This is a genomic window from Acinetobacter amyesii (assembly GCF_002018365.1).
Lineage (GTDB): Bacteria > Pseudomonadota > Gammaproteobacteria > Pseudomonadales > Moraxellaceae > Acinetobacter > Acinetobacter amyesii.
Genome location: NZ_MVKX01000001.1, coordinates 231,842 through 245,795 on the forward strand (window position 1 = coordinate 231,842; position 13,954 = coordinate 245,795).

Annotated in this window: 15 protein-coding genes; 5 read left to right on the forward strand and 10 right to left on the reverse strand. The window is 40.6% G+C overall.

From position 1 onward, the window contains the following. Nucleotides 1-128 precede the first annotated feature (128 nt). Both B1202_RS01090 and B1202_RS01095 read right to left on the reverse strand, forming a co-directional pair. Nucleotides 129-587: an SRPBCC domain-containing protein gene (locus B1202_RS01090; protein WP_078188682.1), complete on the reverse strand. Its 459-nt coding sequence runs from the start codon at nucleotides 585-587 to the stop codon at nucleotides 129-131. 80 nt (nucleotides 588-667) lie between these two features. Further along, entirely contained in the window at nucleotides 668-1,732 is a 1,065-nt protein-coding gene (locus tag B1202_RS01095) for an aldo/keto reductase (protein ID WP_078188683.1), read from the reverse strand. Between the two features lie 96 nt (nucleotides 1,733-1,828). Between B1202_RS01095 and B1202_RS01100 the strand changes: the two genes are divergently transcribed. Further along, the gene (locus B1202_RS01100; RefSeq protein ID WP_078188684.1) at nucleotides 1,829-2,752 is read left to right on the forward strand and encodes a LysR family transcriptional regulator; all 924 of its coding nucleotides are present in this window, start codon (nucleotides 1,829-1,831) and stop codon (nucleotides 2,750-2,752) included. Nucleotides 2,753-2,761: 9 nt separating this feature from the next. Here the strand turns inward: B1202_RS01100 and B1202_RS01105 are convergent, their stop codons facing one another. Together B1202_RS01105 and B1202_RS01110 are read right to left on the reverse strand one after the other, a co-directional pair. Further along, a complete protein-coding gene (locus B1202_RS01105; RefSeq protein ID WP_078188685.1) occupies nucleotides 2,762-3,673 on the reverse strand; it encodes a bestrophin family protein in 912 nt (303 codons plus the stop codon). A 134-nt stretch (nucleotides 3,674-3,807) separates the two neighbouring features. Continuing rightward, nucleotides 3,808-5,535 carry a glutamine--tRNA ligase/YqeY domain fusion protein gene (locus tag B1202_RS01110; RefSeq protein ID WP_078188686.1) on the reverse strand — a complete coding sequence of 576 codons (1,728 nt, stop codon included), beginning with the start codon at nucleotides 5,533-5,535 and terminating at the stop codon, nucleotides 3,808-3,810. A gap of 168 nt (nucleotides 5,536-5,703) precedes the next feature. Between B1202_RS01110 and B1202_RS01115 the strand changes: the two genes are divergently transcribed. Both B1202_RS01115 and B1202_RS01120 read left to right on the forward strand, forming a co-directional pair. Then, nucleotides 5,704-6,213: a peptidylprolyl isomerase gene (locus B1202_RS01115; RefSeq protein ID WP_078188687.1), complete on the forward strand. Its 510-nt coding sequence runs from the start codon at nucleotides 5,704-5,706 to the stop codon at nucleotides 6,211-6,213. Nucleotides 6,214-6,335: 122 nt separating this feature from the next. Beyond that, nucleotides 6,336-7,055, forward strand: a complete 720-nt coding sequence (locus B1202_RS01120; protein WP_078188688.1) for a UDP-2,3-diacylglucosamine diphosphatase — start codon at nucleotides 6,336-6,338, stop codon at nucleotides 7,053-7,055. A gap of 136 nt (nucleotides 7,056-7,191) precedes the next feature. Here the strand turns inward: B1202_RS01120 and B1202_RS01125 are convergent, their stop codons facing one another. Beyond that, nucleotides 7,192-7,410, reverse strand: a complete 219-nt coding sequence (locus B1202_RS01125; protein WP_078188689.1) for a transposase — start codon at nucleotides 7,408-7,410, stop codon at nucleotides 7,192-7,194. Between the two features lie 327 nt (nucleotides 7,411-7,737). Next, complete coding sequence (gene hpaI, locus B1202_RS01130; RefSeq protein ID WP_078188690.1) at nucleotides 7,738-8,532, reverse strand: 4-hydroxy-2-oxoheptanedioate aldolase; 795 nt, start codon at nucleotides 8,530-8,532, stop codon at nucleotides 7,738-7,740. A 252-nt stretch (nucleotides 8,533-8,784) separates the two neighbouring features. Between hpaI and nfsB the strand changes: the two genes are divergently transcribed. Continuing rightward, on the forward strand, nucleotides 8,785-9,438 hold the full coding sequence (nfsB, locus tag B1202_RS01135; protein ID WP_078188691.1) for an oxygen-insensitive NAD(P)H nitroreductase: 654 nt from the start codon (nucleotides 8,785-8,787) through the stop codon (nucleotides 9,436-9,438). 115 nt (nucleotides 9,439-9,553) lie between these two features. Further along, nucleotides 9,554-9,787 carry a hypothetical protein gene (locus B1202_RS01140; protein ID WP_078188692.1) on the forward strand — a complete coding sequence of 78 codons (234 nt, stop codon included), beginning with the start codon at nucleotides 9,554-9,556 and terminating at the stop codon, nucleotides 9,785-9,787. A 338-nt stretch (nucleotides 9,788-10,125) separates the two neighbouring features. Here the strand turns inward: B1202_RS01140 and B1202_RS01150 are convergent, their stop codons facing one another. From B1202_RS01150 to B1202_RS01165, 4 genes are all read right to left on the reverse strand, one after another. Next, complete coding sequence (locus B1202_RS01150; protein WP_078188694.1) at nucleotides 10,126-10,980, reverse strand: DMT family transporter; 855 nt, start codon at nucleotides 10,978-10,980, stop codon at nucleotides 10,126-10,128. A gap of 111 nt (nucleotides 10,981-11,091) precedes the next feature. Further along, complete coding sequence (gene fba, locus B1202_RS01155) at nucleotides 11,092-12,129, reverse strand: class II fructose-bisphosphate aldolase (protein WP_078188695.1); 1,038 nt, start codon at nucleotides 12,127-12,129, stop codon at nucleotides 11,092-11,094. A gap of 122 nt (nucleotides 12,130-12,251) precedes the next feature. After that, entirely contained in the window at nucleotides 12,252-12,527 is a 276-nt protein-coding gene (locus tag B1202_RS01160; RefSeq protein WP_078188696.1) for a hypothetical protein, read from the reverse strand. 151 nt (nucleotides 12,528-12,678) lie between these two features. Next, on the reverse strand, nucleotides 12,679-13,866 hold the full coding sequence (locus B1202_RS01165; protein ID WP_078188697.1) for a phosphoglycerate kinase: 1,188 nt from the start codon (nucleotides 13,864-13,866) through the stop codon (nucleotides 12,679-12,681). Nucleotides 13,867-13,954: the final 88 nt, after the last annotated feature.

Below are 13,954 nucleotides of genomic sequence, written 5' to 3' on the forward strand. Positions count from 1 at the left end.
ATCATTGAACTGTGGCTTTATCAAATTTCAGTACTTCAGCACATTGCTTAGAAATCTTGTGCCAATACACAAGCTTTTTATTATAGCGAATCAGATGCAATGCTTAATCTTGGTCACTCTTCACATTGCTAAAAGTTCGCATTGCTAAAAGGTGGAAATTTATCTTCAACCAAATTACTTTGCAGGCCATGTTCTAAATAAATTTTGGCTGCATCCAAAACCGTTGTAAAACCACCTGTACTATCGATAATAAAATCAATCAATGCCTGACCTTGCAGAGGAATCTGTGAGTTTTTGATACGAACGTAGGTTTCCATCGGGCTAATTTGCTCAAAAATAAAATCGACCTGAGTTTTTGGTTCACCCCACTGTATTTGAATTAATTGGTTTTCCTTAATATTCAGCACCTCTACATTGGCGACTGCATTATATTTTTGCCAAGTCCATTGCACGGTTTTACCTTCTTCTAGATAGCCACTCGATGCACTAAACCAAAAATGCTGTGTAATTAAAGGATCAACAAAAGCATTAAATACGATATTGATGGACTTACGAATTAACATCTGGGTTTCAATCACGACACTCATCAGCATTCCTACAGTATTTTAATTTTATTCAGTGATAGCACAGAGAACTGATCATTGCCTACCACTGAATTGTTATTGCCCTATTCTGCTGTATGTTCTGAAATAAATGCTGATGTCACTAGCGTGGGATTCTTCTCTGTAAATTGCCCATTCCAATACGGATAGTATGGATAAGGTGGATACACTGCACTGACTGCGTCTAATCGGGCTAACTGCTCTACGCTCAATGACCATTCCTTCGCCGCTAGGTTATCCAACAGTTGCCGTTCATTACGTGCGCCTATCAAAATGCTAGATACTGTCGGTCTGGTTTTCAGCCAATTCAATGCAATCTGTGGGATAGAGTGCTCTGTTTCCATGGCTATTTCTTGCATTACATCTAACACTGCAAATAACTTTTCGTGTTGAACTAGTGGTGCGAATTGTTCTGTCTTATGTAGTCGACTTTGCTTTGGAATCGCATGCTCACGATCAAATTTTCCTGTTAATCTCCCCCAGCCCAGCGGACTCCAAACCACTGCACCAATCTGTTGATCATGCTGTGCAGGCATCAACTCCCATTCATAATCACGTCCAATTAAGGAATAATAAACTTGATGCACACTTAGCTTTTCATAGCCCTGCTGCTGGGCAATCGTCTGCGCTTTCATGAGCTGCCAGCCTGAAAAATTCGACGCACCGATATAGCGAACTTTTCCACTACGTACCAAGTCATCTAAACTGCGCATCAGCTGTTCAAGTGGCGTCGTGCTATCAAACTGATGCAGTTGCAGCACATCAATATAATCCGTACCTAAACGCTTTAAACTCGCCTCCACGGCTTGAATTAAATAGCTTCTAGAATATCCACCTTGATTGATTCCATCATTCAATCGGATACCCACTTTGGTGGAAATAATCACCTCTTGGCGTTTTGATTGAAGTAATGCACCGAGCATCTGCTCCGAGGCACCATTTGAATAAGCATCTGCGGTATCGAAATAATTCACACCTTGATCAATACACAGATCAATCATGCGCTGAGCATCATTTAAGCTCGCTTGCCCCCATGCAGAGAATATTGGGCCTTGCCCGCCAAATGTACCTGCACCAAAGCCAAACTCTGATACTTTTAAGCCAGATTGCCCTAGATTGTGATAGTTCATGGTGATTTCCTGTGTTTAATTTATACACAGAATAGGCACAGATTTTTATCAGAAAAACCCTGAATATAGAGAAAGACTTTCTTGATTATATTGATAATGCTAACTGAAGATTTCGACTTGTTCACACGAATGGCGGCACTGGGTTCAATCAGTCAGGCCGCTAAAGAAGCCAATCTCTCTGTTTCTGTCGCTAGTAGCCGTCTACACAGACTTGAACAAAGTTTAGGGCTGCGCTTATTTCATCGCACTACACGGCAGCTACATTTAACACAGGAAGGTGCTGTTTTATTGCAACAAGGATTTCCCTTACTCGAACAATTTAATTCGCTACTGAGCCAATTTCAGCCTGAACCACAACAACTCAGCGGCATATTAAAAATCACCTGTTCAGAAGTCTTTGGTAATCGTATTTTAGGGCCAGTATTTGCAGCCTTTGCCAAGTTGCATCCAACATTGACTTTGGATATTGAACAGACCGATCAAAATTTAGATTTGGTCTCCGCAGGTATCGACGTTGCGATACGTATTGGACAGCTAGAAGACTCATCGCTGATTGCTAAACCACTCAGCTTAAACCGTCGTATTTTGTGTGCCTCGCCAAACTATATCGAGCAACATGGGGAACCTCGCTCCCTAGAAGAGCTCTCTATGCACCAATGCATTTTACAGAAATACCCTAAAGGCGTTTCGCAATATTGGACATTCTCCCAAGATCAACACAGCATAAAAATACCCGTTTCAGGGCAATTTCATATCAACTCAGGTGAAGGCGTACGCCAAGCAGCACTTGCAGGTTTAGGCATCTCAAACCACTCCATCTGGCATGTGGAGGAAGATTTAAAATCTGGCCGGCTGGTTCAAGTTCTACCTGCAATCCCTGTTCAAAGCACAGCAATCTATGTGGTAATTCCGCATCGACATTTTGTGCCGCCTAAAGTACAGGCCTTTATGCAACACTTGGACGATTTTTTTCAGCATCAATATGCGTGGTATGTATCGCCTAATTTATCTAAAAATTAAGCCAAGAACTTATCTTAAATTACTGTTAAAAGTCTTAATCAGCGGTGGCAGATCCACCTCTAGACTACTAAACATTTCACGCTCAATATTACGTACAATCGAATCCAGCGGTAAATCATTTTCCTGCAATCCAAAAGGCTCTTCCAGCTCTGCACTTAACGCATCCAAACCTAAAAATAAATACGCAATCAAAGCCACAATAACAGGTGTCCATATCCCTAAACTGGCCTCTAGGCTAAATGGCAATATCAGACAAAATGAATACACCGCACGATGTAAAAGCACCGAATACGAAAATGGTAATGGCGTGGTCATAATACGGTCACAGCCTGCATGGATATCACCCATTGCTACGGTATGACGTGTAAGCGTGCTGTAAATAATGTCTGTAATCTGACCTTGTTTATAGGTTCTGACTAAATCTTTTTGAATAATTTCAAGTAAATACTGTGGCGCATTGATATTGTCTCGGCATTGCTGCCATTGCTGATCTGTCAAAGCTACACCGTCTTTAAAATGCGTAATATCTTGTGATTCATGGCGTAAGCGATCACGCAACAAATTGCAAAACAGCATGATACGGTACATCAACACGGTTCTTTGCTCATCTTCAAGCACATGGCTATCACGAATCATGTGGCGAGTATTGGCAATCAATGAGCCCCAAAGCTTGCGCCCTTCCCACCAGCGGTCATAACAGGCAGTATTTCGAAAACTCAAAAAAATCGACAGAATTACCCCAAAAATGGTAAATCCGATGGCTGGAACTTCGGGCGTATTCAGGTAGTGCGCAGCGCTTAGATACACCAAAATCGCAGACAAACTCACCACGACCGCTAAAGCAGGCATGACTTTCGGGAGTATCGTGCCATGCCATGCAAATAAAAGTTTAAAGCTATTATTTTTATTTCGAATGATCACTGTTTTCCCTCTGTACTGCCTTAATGGACTATCTCAATAATGAAAAAAGCCCAACCGAAGTTGAGCTTAATCTTAACCTACTTGATCTTAACCTATTGGGGATTCAAAGATGAATCCATTGAAAAGCTAAGATTTTATTTACCTGGTTTGAAGCTGTCTTTCAAATCTAGAATACGGTTAAACACTGGTTTTTCCGCTGTATGATCAAACTGATCTGCAACAAAGTAACCTTCACGCTCGAATTGGAAACGATCTTCAGGTTTTGCTTCTGCCAATGCAGGCTCAATGACCGCTTGAACCACTTTCAGAGATTCAGGATTTAAGTTCGCAAGGAAGTCATCACCCACTTCAGGGTCTGACTCAGTGAATAAACGGTCGTAGATACGAACTTCCGCAGCAATACCTTTGCTTGCAGAAACCCAATGTACAACGCCTTTCACTTTACGGCCTTCAGGGTTTTTACCTAAAGTTTCAGGGTCGATTGAACATTTCAATTCAACCACTTCACCGCTCTCGTCTTTAATAACTTCATCGCACTTAATCACATACGCATGACGTAAACGCACTTCACCGCCCGGAATCAGACGTTTAAAGCCTTTAGGTGCAACTTCTTCAAAGTCTTTACGATCAATGTAAATGTCTTGAGTCAACGGAATGATACGGTCACCCATGTCTACGTTTGGATGACGTGCATGTACCAAATCCATTGCTTCAGGCAAGTTGGTTAAAGTCACTTTAAGTGGATTCAACACTGCCATACCACGCGAAGCAGTATTTTCTAAAGACTGGCGGATACAGTATTCAAGCATTGCAACATCTACGATACTGCCATCGACTTTCGTTACACCCACACGTTTACAGAAGTCACGTAGACCTTCTGGGGTAAAGCCACGACGGCGCATACCCACAACGGTCGGCATACGTGGGTCATCCCAACCATTCACAAATCCACCTTCAACCAATTTACGTAATTTACGTTTAGAGGTAATGGTGTAATCTACATTTAGGCGGCTTGATTCGTACTGACGTGGTACAGATGGTGATTTAACTTTCTCTACAACCCAGTCATAGAAAGGACGGTGATCAACAAACTCTAGTGTACACAGTGAATGCGTAACCCCTTCAATGGCATCTGATAATGGATGCGCATAATCGTACATTGGGTACATTTTCCATTTATCACCAGTTTGGTGATGTTCAGAATGCAAAATACGATACAAAATAGGATCACGCATATGAATGTTAGGTGAAGTCATGTCAATTTTGGCACGTAGTACTGCCTGACCTTCTCCCAACTCACCATTACGCATTTGTTCAAAACGCGCTAAGTTTTCTTCTACGCTAGCATCACGTTGTGGCGAGTTTTTACCCGGCTCCACAAAATTACCACGGTTTAGTTTGATTTCTTCAGGGCTTTGCAAATCCACATAGGCATCACCTTGTTCAATCAATTGAACTGCCCAAGTGTAAAGCTGATCAAAATAGCTCGATGCATAACGCGGCTCGCCGTTCCACTCAAAACCTAGCCATTTCACGTCATTGGCAATACCGTCTACATACTCTTGTTCTTCGGCATCCGGGTTTGTATCGTCAAAACGGAGGTTGCATAGACCCGAAAATTCTTGAGCAATACCAAAGTTCAGACAAATAGCTTTTACATGACCAATATGTAGGTAGCCATTTGGCTCTGGTGGAAAACGTGTTACAACTTGTTCTGTACGACCTGCTGATAAATCATCTGTAATCACTTGACGTACAAAATCTAAGCCTGGCTGTTGTTCCTGCTGCGCAGCTTCGACAGGGGCATTGTTCTTGGTTGTCGGATTGTTAGGCAGGGATGAAACAACATCGTTTGGCTTCATGGTAATAAAATCACTTCTATAAAGATAAAATTAGGATAATTAAAACGCTTTTCTTCATTTTTAACAAAGAAAGTAACGTTTTTACTTGCCTTGTAGTTTACAGTTTGCTTATGCTTCTCACAACCAAAAAACCCATGGCTTTCATGTCCATGTACAGGAGATTACACAATGAGTTTTCCTCAAGTCGAATTAAACACCAATAAAGGTCGTATTGTTCTTGAGCTTAACACTGAAAAAGCACCTAAAACTGCTGAAAACTTCTTACAGTATGTTCGCGATGGTTTCTATGACGGCGTGATTTTCCACCGTGTTATTGATGGTTTCATGATCCAAGGCGGCGGCATGGATGAAAACTTCAAAGAAAAAACAACTCGTGATTCTATTGAAAACGAAGCTGACAACGGTTTAAGCAATGATGTTGGTACGATCGCTATGGCACGTACTCAAGCACCTCACTCTGCTTCAGCTCAATTCTTCATTAACGTGAAAAACAACTCTTTCCTTAACCACACTGGTAAAACAGCGCAAGGTTGGGGCTATGCAGTATTCGGTAAAGTAACTGAAGGTCTTGACGTTGTTGACGCAATCAAAGGCGTTCGTACTGGTAACCGTGGCTACCACGCAGACGTTCCTCTAGAGAACGTTGTAATCGAATCAGCTAAAATCATTTCTGAGTAATTTTTAAATCCTCCCCAACCCTCCTTTAATAAAGGAGGGAGTTTCAATATGAAATAAATGTCGGAACTCCTCCCTTTTCCAAAGGGAGGCTGGGAGGGATTTTTAGAATAAGGAAAAGATTCGTGACCTATCTGTTTATCGCTGATTTACATTTGTCACCTGAACACCCTCGACTCGTTCGGGGGTTTTTAGCTTTGTTAGAACAATACAAAACTCAAAATACCCAGCTGTATATTTTAGGTGATTGGTTTAATGCTTGGATTGGTGATGACTTCACTGCCGCATGGTTAGACGAAATCATTGCAGCGCTAAAAGATTTTACTGCTTTGGGAAATCAAATTTATTTCCAAGTGGGTAATCGTGATTTTGCATTGGGTCAAAAGTTTTTAGATAAATTTCACGGTCAATTATTACAAGACGTGGATTATCTCCAGATTGGCAACTATAAAATTCGTCTCGAACATGGTGATTTACTTTGCACCGATGATGTGTCTTACCAAAAGTTTCGTAAAGTGATTCGTAATCCTTTCCTTTTAGGTTTCTTAAAGAGCTTACCGCTTAGCTTTCGACAAAAAATCGCCAATGGCTTCCGCAAAAAAAGTACAGAAACCAAGCAAGTTAAATCCTATGACATTATGGATGTAAATGCCGAAGCTGTAGAAAAAGCTTTAGAGCAAGCCGATCTACTGATTCATGGACATACCCACCGCCCCCAAATACATGATGTGCATGGCAAACCGCGTATCGTTTTAGGGGACTGGCGTGCAGAACAAGCTCAAATATTAGAGTTTAATGAAAACCCATCTGTGAGTGATTTAAAATTAAAAATTTGGTCTTACTAGTCCATAGCTTTCTAATCGTTAGCCTTTAAAAAAATTTACCATCATATCTGATTAATGTATGTATCCAGACCATGCAAAAGTAGACTTTTAATTAAGCAAAAAAAAACAGCAGATGATCTGCTGTTTTTTTTTGCTTTTAGGCTAAGCGATATAGCTGGTTTGGGCCAGTATAGAAGCTTTTGCCATCTAGATTCAGGTTAAATGTCTCGCCTGTTTCTAATTCAATCATTTGCCCAACATCAACCCAAATTAAACCAGCATTGGTATTTTGTTGACGTTTCAAAGGCACCAATTTCACATTAATTTCATCGCCATTTACGGCTTTGGCAATTTGCCAAGTATTTAAAATATTCAAAAGATTTACTCAACATGTGAGCTTTTTGTGACAGAACAAAGAGATTAATCAATCGGGTTTGGAATAATAATTCTGTAGTTACAAAGATATGATTCAAGTCAGAAGCTTGAATACAGATAAATCACAATCAGCTAAATAAAAAAAGATAAGCAGGAACATTACCCGCTTCGAGTTAAGCAGAAGTATACAATATTGCGCTTTGATTAGCAAAAGTAGGGCTTATATATACTCTAAGCCACTACTTTTACTAAAATTATTGAATTAATTTTTTAACCATCGAGTAAATTAACTACCTAGATAGTGAATAATATAACGAGGGTTGTACCACTAGTAACCACCTTCAGTTTTAATCACTGGGGTATCGGTTTTATACTTCGATAAAAGCTCTCGTAATGAATTCATGAGCACACTGGTATCGACACCCACGGCAACAAATTCTGTGCCTAACTCGATATACTTCTGAGTCGCATCATGCTGTGTTGACAAGATACCCGCGGCTTTACCCGCTTTACGTATACGCTGAATCGCATCAATCACTGTATTTTGTACTTCAGGATGATTCGGATTCCCCTGATAACCCATCGTCGCCGACAAATCCACTGCACCAATAAATACCCCATCGATGCCATCAATTTTCAGTATTTCATCTAAGTTTTTAATCCCCTCAACCGACTCAATCTGAATCAGTAAACAGATATTTTCATGTGCAGTTGCATAGTAGTCTGGAATACTGTTCCAACGTGTTGCACGTGCTAAAGCTGCACCAACGCCTCGAATACCTTCAGGTGGATAACGTACTGCCTTAACCATAAGTTGAGCTTGTTCAACAGTTTCAACCATAGGAATCAGCAAGGTTTGCGCACCGATATCCAACAATTGTTTGATCAATTGCACACTACCAATTGGAGGTCGAACTACGGCTTGCGAAGGATATGCAGCAATACTTTGCAATTGCGACAATGTCGTCCGTAAGTCACTTGGCGCATGCTCGCCATCAATGAGCAACCAGTCATAACCTGCATTTGCAGCTATTTCAGTCCCATAAGCATCGGCTAATCCGACCCACAAACCAATCTGCTGTTCGGTTTTTAATTTTTTCTTGAAATGATTGGTGTAATCCATCGCTGCTGTCTCATGCTTAAACTATGATTAACTACAATTGATTAAACGCCTTTTGGCAAAAACTACCAATAGCATTTATCTATCTTATGATTTTATATAACTCTAATTCCTACTTCATACAGCTTAAATCTGTTAATTTTTAGCCATTGAGTCCAGCATATACGACTAAGATCTATCCTTGGAAAATTTTCTCCTTAGACCATTCGGCCGTTTATCCGCTAAACTACAGCAAACTATATCTGGAGATATTCGATGGATCTGTTAAACGTATCAAAACAACGCTATACCACGAAAGCTTATGATCCTGCTAAAAAAATTCCGCAGGAACAATTTGAGCGTTTATTACAAATACTCCGTTTAGCACCATCTTCTATTAATATTCAGCCTTGGCATTTTTTTATTGCAGATCATGATGCAGCCAAACAACGCATTGCTAAAGCCTTGGTGGGTAAATATGCCTACAATGCCCCAAAAGTTTTAGATTCATCGCATACGATTTTATTCTGTACTAAAGCAGACATCACCGCAGAGCATTTAGATAATCTTTTAAATCAAGATGATCGTAGTGGTCGCTTTAAAGATGACAAAGCCAAACAAGGTCAAAAAGACAGCCGTACAGGTTATGTCGATTATTATCGTAATGAAAAAGGTGATATTCAACGTTGGGCTGAAAACCAAACCTTTATTGCTTTAGGTCAAATGCTTTTGGCAGCAGGCATTGAAGGTGTGGATGCAACTCCAATTGGTGGATTTGACGAAGCGATCATCTCTGAAGAATTGGGCTTAGTTGAACAAAACTTGATTCCTTCTGTACTGATGACTTTAGGCTATCGTAGCGAAAATGATTTCAATGCGAAATTACCTAAATCACGTCTGAATGCTGAAGAAATTTTTACACATCTTTAAGCTTTCCATAAAACCGACGAAAGGGGCAATTTTGCCTCTTTTTTGTCATTTCGGGACTTATTATTTAAACAATTATCGAGTATATTCTGCTCAAAATATACTCAGGTCTCTCCCTATGCCTACAGCTATAAAATTACCCATGAAATTTCATTGCGAAGCCTGCAATACGGTTTATTTACAAAAATATGCGGGCGATATGCTCCATAGCTATCCAAACTGCCCTAACTGTAAACAACCGGGTCAATTACAAGGCACCATTGAAACTCAAGATTTCCTGAAGCACCCTGTTGCTGTGGGTAAATGTTATTTTGAAAATACCTTACAACGTTTTCAACAACTCACACGTTAACCATGCATCTAAAACTAAAAGCCCTCAAATCGAGGGCTTTTTTTATAACGACATATTTAGCAACAATGTGAAAATATAAAATTTATAAATTGGTCTGAACTTTGCTGAATAAATTGAATCAAAACAACAAATCAAGCAGAGGTGGGATATGTCATATTTACTACAAATGCCGATGAAGTTTGAATGCGGTCATTGCCATCAAATGTATCTGCATACTTATCAATATACCGACCACCACTGTCCTGAGTGTCCGAGCTGTCGAGATCAAGGACTGCTCATGGGAGTTGCTGAATGGGATGATTTGCTACAACACCCGATCGTTTTTGCTAAAAGTTATCTTAGACAGACATGGCATATGCTAAGCAAACCACACTCATGATCCCTGCAATCAAACCAAATACGGTTGCGACTCTCAATTTTTCTTTAAAGATGATGAGGCCCGCAACCACACCTAAAACCACGACCAAAATATTCATCCCTGCAAATACGATTGCTGGTGTGTCTTTAAGCAACATGTGGGCTTTCACATACAGTGCAATATTGGCAAAGTTTAAGAGACCTAAGCCCAATCCAGCGAGGATATTTTTGGTCTGCCCCAGACTGCCATGTTGTACGATGTTATAAATACTCGAAAGTAGAAATGCACAAATAAACACCAGATTTAAAGTCACCGCAAACTGCATGCCCAAACCTGAGGCAAATTTTAATAGCACATCAATCAGTGCATAGCCTGCCCAAACGCTTAATAAAAATAAAATCCCCTGCTTTCCATCAATGCTTCCCTTGCGCTGTGAAAATAAAATCAGCAACACCGCAAGTACACCAAGTGCAATACCAATGAGCTTAATGGCATTAAAATACTCACTGAAAATAAAGTATGCTGCACTAAGAGAAAGCACAACAGATAAACGCTGAGCCAATTCGGTTTTTAAAATACCCGCTGTTTGCAGTGAGCGTGCTAAGCAATAAAAAATCGTCGGCAGTAATACACCCAAAGCCGCAATTAAAACCCACGGCGTTTTATTAATCGAAATATGAGCTAGATCCGGCTTAAACCATAGAAAACATAAAATACTCGCAGATGCATAATTCCATGTGATCATTTGTGCAGGGTTAAAATCACGATCACGACAGAGTTTTAGAATTACTGAAACGAGAACACTGCAAATCGCGGCAGCAAAGATCAATTCCATGACACGCTCTTATTCTTGAGTTGTATTTAAAGCAATTTTTCTAAGTTCAAATCAAAGAAAAGCCCACTTAATTGTGGGCTTTTCTTCAAAAATAATCTATCTCAAGACAAATTATTTATAGTGACTCACCATTTTCTCTAAAGAAATTGGACGAATCTTGTCAGCATTACCCGCTGTACCAAATGCTTCATAACGATCGATACAAATTTGTTTCATTGCATCAACAGTTGCAGAGAAGAATTTACGTGGGTCAAATTCAGCTGGTTTTTCAGCCATCATACGGCGCATAGCACCTGTAGAAGCAAGACGTAAGTCAGTATCGATGTTAATTTTACGAACACCGTGTTTGATTGCGTCTACAAGTTGTTCTACTGGAACACCGTAAGTTTCGCCGATGTTACCACCGAATTCGTTAATTACAGCCAACCATTCTTGTGGCACAGAGCTTGAACCGTGCATTACAAGATGCGTATTTGGTAACGCAGCGTGAATTTCTTTAATACGGTCAATCGCTAAGATGTCACCTGTAGGTGGACGAGTAAATTTGTACGCACCGTGTGAAGTACCCACTGCAATTGCAAGTGCGTCAACATTGGTATCTGCTACAAATGAACGCGCTTCTTCAACTGAAGTTAAAAGCTGAGAATGGTCAAGTACGCCTTCAGCGCCTACACCATCTTCTTCACCAGCCATACCAGTTTCAAGGCTACCTAAACAACCGATTTCACCTTCTACTGAAACGCCACACGCATGTGCCATTTGAACAGTACGACGAGTCACGTCTACGTTGTATTCGTATGAAGTTGGTGTTTTACCGTCTTCACCTAATGAACCGTCCATCATCACTGATGAGAAGCCAAGTTGAATAGAACGTTGACATACGTCAGGGCTAGTACCATGGTCTTGGTGCATAACCACAGGAATATGTGGCCATTCTTCGATTGCTGCCAAAATCAAATGACGCAAGAACGGAGCGCCTGCATACTTACGTGCACCCGCAGATGCTTGTACGATTACAGGTGAATTTGTTGCATCTGCTGCAAGCATAATTGCACGCATTTGTTCTAAGTTGTTTACGTTGAATGCTGGTACGCCGTAAGCATGTTCGCCGGCGTGATCCAAGAGCTGGCGCAATGAAATAAGAGCCATAATATCCTCCCAGGTAATGCCGCATATTCTACATGCTCAATCATTTCAATTCAGCAACAAATAACACTATTTAAAAAAAAATCCCTGCATTTGCAGGGACTTTTTAAATAAAGACAACAATCTTAGTGAGTTGCTGCTGCTGAAGCGGCTGTTTCAGCGTCAGCTGTTGCTTCGTCTGCAGGTGCATTTGCAATTTCAGCAGGAACATCTTGGTTCTTTTCATCCAATACTGGCTTATCAAGTTCATCAATGGCTTTTTGTTGTTCTGGCGTTGTTTGAGCATTATCTACGGCAACAGCTGATGCTTCTGATTCCGTTGGTGCAGACTCTTTTTTAGCACAAGCTGTCAAAGTTAATGGTGCGATTAAAAGTACAGCAAGTGCAAGTTTTAAGTTCATCGTTGTATCCTACTACTGCGAATTAGGTGTTGCGATGAATTTTATTGCAGAAATATTGCACTTTGATGACGGCAAAATGAATGGACCATAAAAAAAGGCTGACCGAAGCCAACCTTTTTTAAGACTGTATTATCTTATTGATAATGCTTCATTAAGCACGGTCAAGAAGCGCCGCTACAGCAGGAAGAGTTTTACCTTCAACGAATTCAAGGAAAGCACCACCACCAGTCGAGATGTAACCAATTTTGTCTGCAACTTCATATTTATCAATTGCAGCAAGCGTATCACCACCACCCGCGATCGAGAAGCCTTCAGATTCTGCAATTGCTAAAGACAATGCTTTCGTGCCTTCGCCGAATTGATCAACTTCGAACACACCTACTGGACCATTCCATAGAATAGTTTTTGAAGTTTTCAAAATCTCAGCAAATGCTTTTGCAGTTTCAGGACCTACATCCAAAATCATGTCGTTGTCTGTTACTTCTTCAACTTTTTTCACAACAGCTTTTGCAGCAGCTAATGAACCTAGGAAGTCTGCAAAATCAATTTCAGCAGCATCAGCAACAACAACATCCGTTGGAAGTGGTACAGATACTTTTGCAGCAATCACTTTTGCTGTATCGATCAAGTCATTTTCACAAAGTGATTTACCAACATTGAAGCCTGCAGCAGCTAAGAATGTATTGGCAATACCACCACCCACGATCAATTGATCACAGATGTCAGATAGTGAAGTTAATACATCTAATTTAGTAGAAACTTTTGAGCCTGCAACAATCGCAACCATTGGTTTTGCAGGAGTTTTAAGTGCACGACCTAGCGCATCAAGCTCAGCAGCAAGTAAAGGACCTGCAGCAGCCACTTTTGCACAACGTGCTACGCCTTCAGTCGATGCTTCTGCACGGTGAGCCGTACCAAATGCATCCATAACGTAGACATCACAAAGTGCTGCATATTTAGCAGATAATTCAGGATTGTTTTTCTTTTCACCCACGTTGAAACGGCAGTTTTCAAGTAAAACTACTTGACCTGGCACTACGTCAACACCATCCAAATAGTCAGTGATCAATTGAACATCTTGACCCAAAGCTTCTGTTAAATAAGCGGCTACAGGTGCTAGAGACTGTTCTGCTTTAGGCTCACCTTCAACAGGACGACCTAAGTGTGAATACACCATTACAGCAGCACCTTTTTCTACAGCTGCTTTAATTGTTGGTAACGCCGCACGTAAACGTGCATCGCTTGTAATCACGCCATTTTTAACTGGTACGTTAAGATCTTCACGGATCAGAACACGTTTACCCGCCAAATCTAGGTCAGTCATACGCTGAAAGTTCATGCATTACTCTCTTTTATTGATATCAAAACGCGACGATTTTAAATGATTATGCAGAAAAACGTTAGCTTCTTTTGCAGAAAAGCTATGT

Excerpts from the sequence above, each read along its gene's own strand:
- fba (WP_078188695.1), bottom strand. The coding sequence starts at position 12,129 with ATGGCTCTTATTTCATTGCGCCAGCTCTTGGATCACGCCGGCGAACAT.
- nfsB (WP_078188691.1), top strand. The coding sequence starts at position 8,785 with ATGGATCTGTTAAACGTATCAAAACAACGCTATACCACGAAAGCTTAT.
- B1202_RS01160 (WP_078188696.1), bottom strand. The coding sequence starts at position 12,527 with ATGAACTTAAAACTTGCACTTGCTGTACTTTTAATCGCACCATTAACT.
- B1202_RS01150 (WP_078188694.1), bottom strand. The coding sequence starts at position 10,980 with ATGGAATTGATCTTTGCTGCCGCGATTTGCAGTGTTCTCGTTTCAGTA.
- B1202_RS01140 (WP_078188692.1), top strand. The coding sequence starts at position 9,554 with ATGCCTACAGCTATAAAATTACCCATGAAATTTCATTGCGAAGCCTGC.
- hpaI (WP_078188690.1), bottom strand. The coding sequence starts at position 8,532 with ATGGATTACACCAATCATTTCAAGAAAAAATTAAAAACCGAACAGCAG.
- B1202_RS01095 (WP_078188683.1), bottom strand. The coding sequence starts at position 1,732 with ATGAACTATCACAATCTAGGGCAATCTGGCTTAAAAGTATCAGAGTTT.
- B1202_RS01165 (WP_078188697.1), bottom strand. The coding sequence starts at position 13,866 with ATGAACTTTCAGCGTATGACTGACCTAGATTTGGCGGGTAAACGTGTT.
- B1202_RS01100 (WP_078188684.1), top strand. The coding sequence starts at position 1,829 with ATGCTAACTGAAGATTTCGACTTGTTCACACGAATGGCGGCACTGGGT.
- B1202_RS01090 (WP_078188682.1), bottom strand. The coding sequence starts at position 587 with ATGAGTGTCGTGATTGAAACCCAGATGTTAATTCGTAAGTCCATCAAT.
- B1202_RS01110 (WP_078188686.1), bottom strand. The coding sequence starts at position 5,535 with ATGAAGCCAAACGATGTTGTTTCATCCCTGCCTAACAATCCGACAACC.
- B1202_RS01115 (WP_078188687.1), top strand. The coding sequence starts at position 5,704 with ATGAGTTTTCCTCAAGTCGAATTAAACACCAATAAAGGTCGTATTGTT.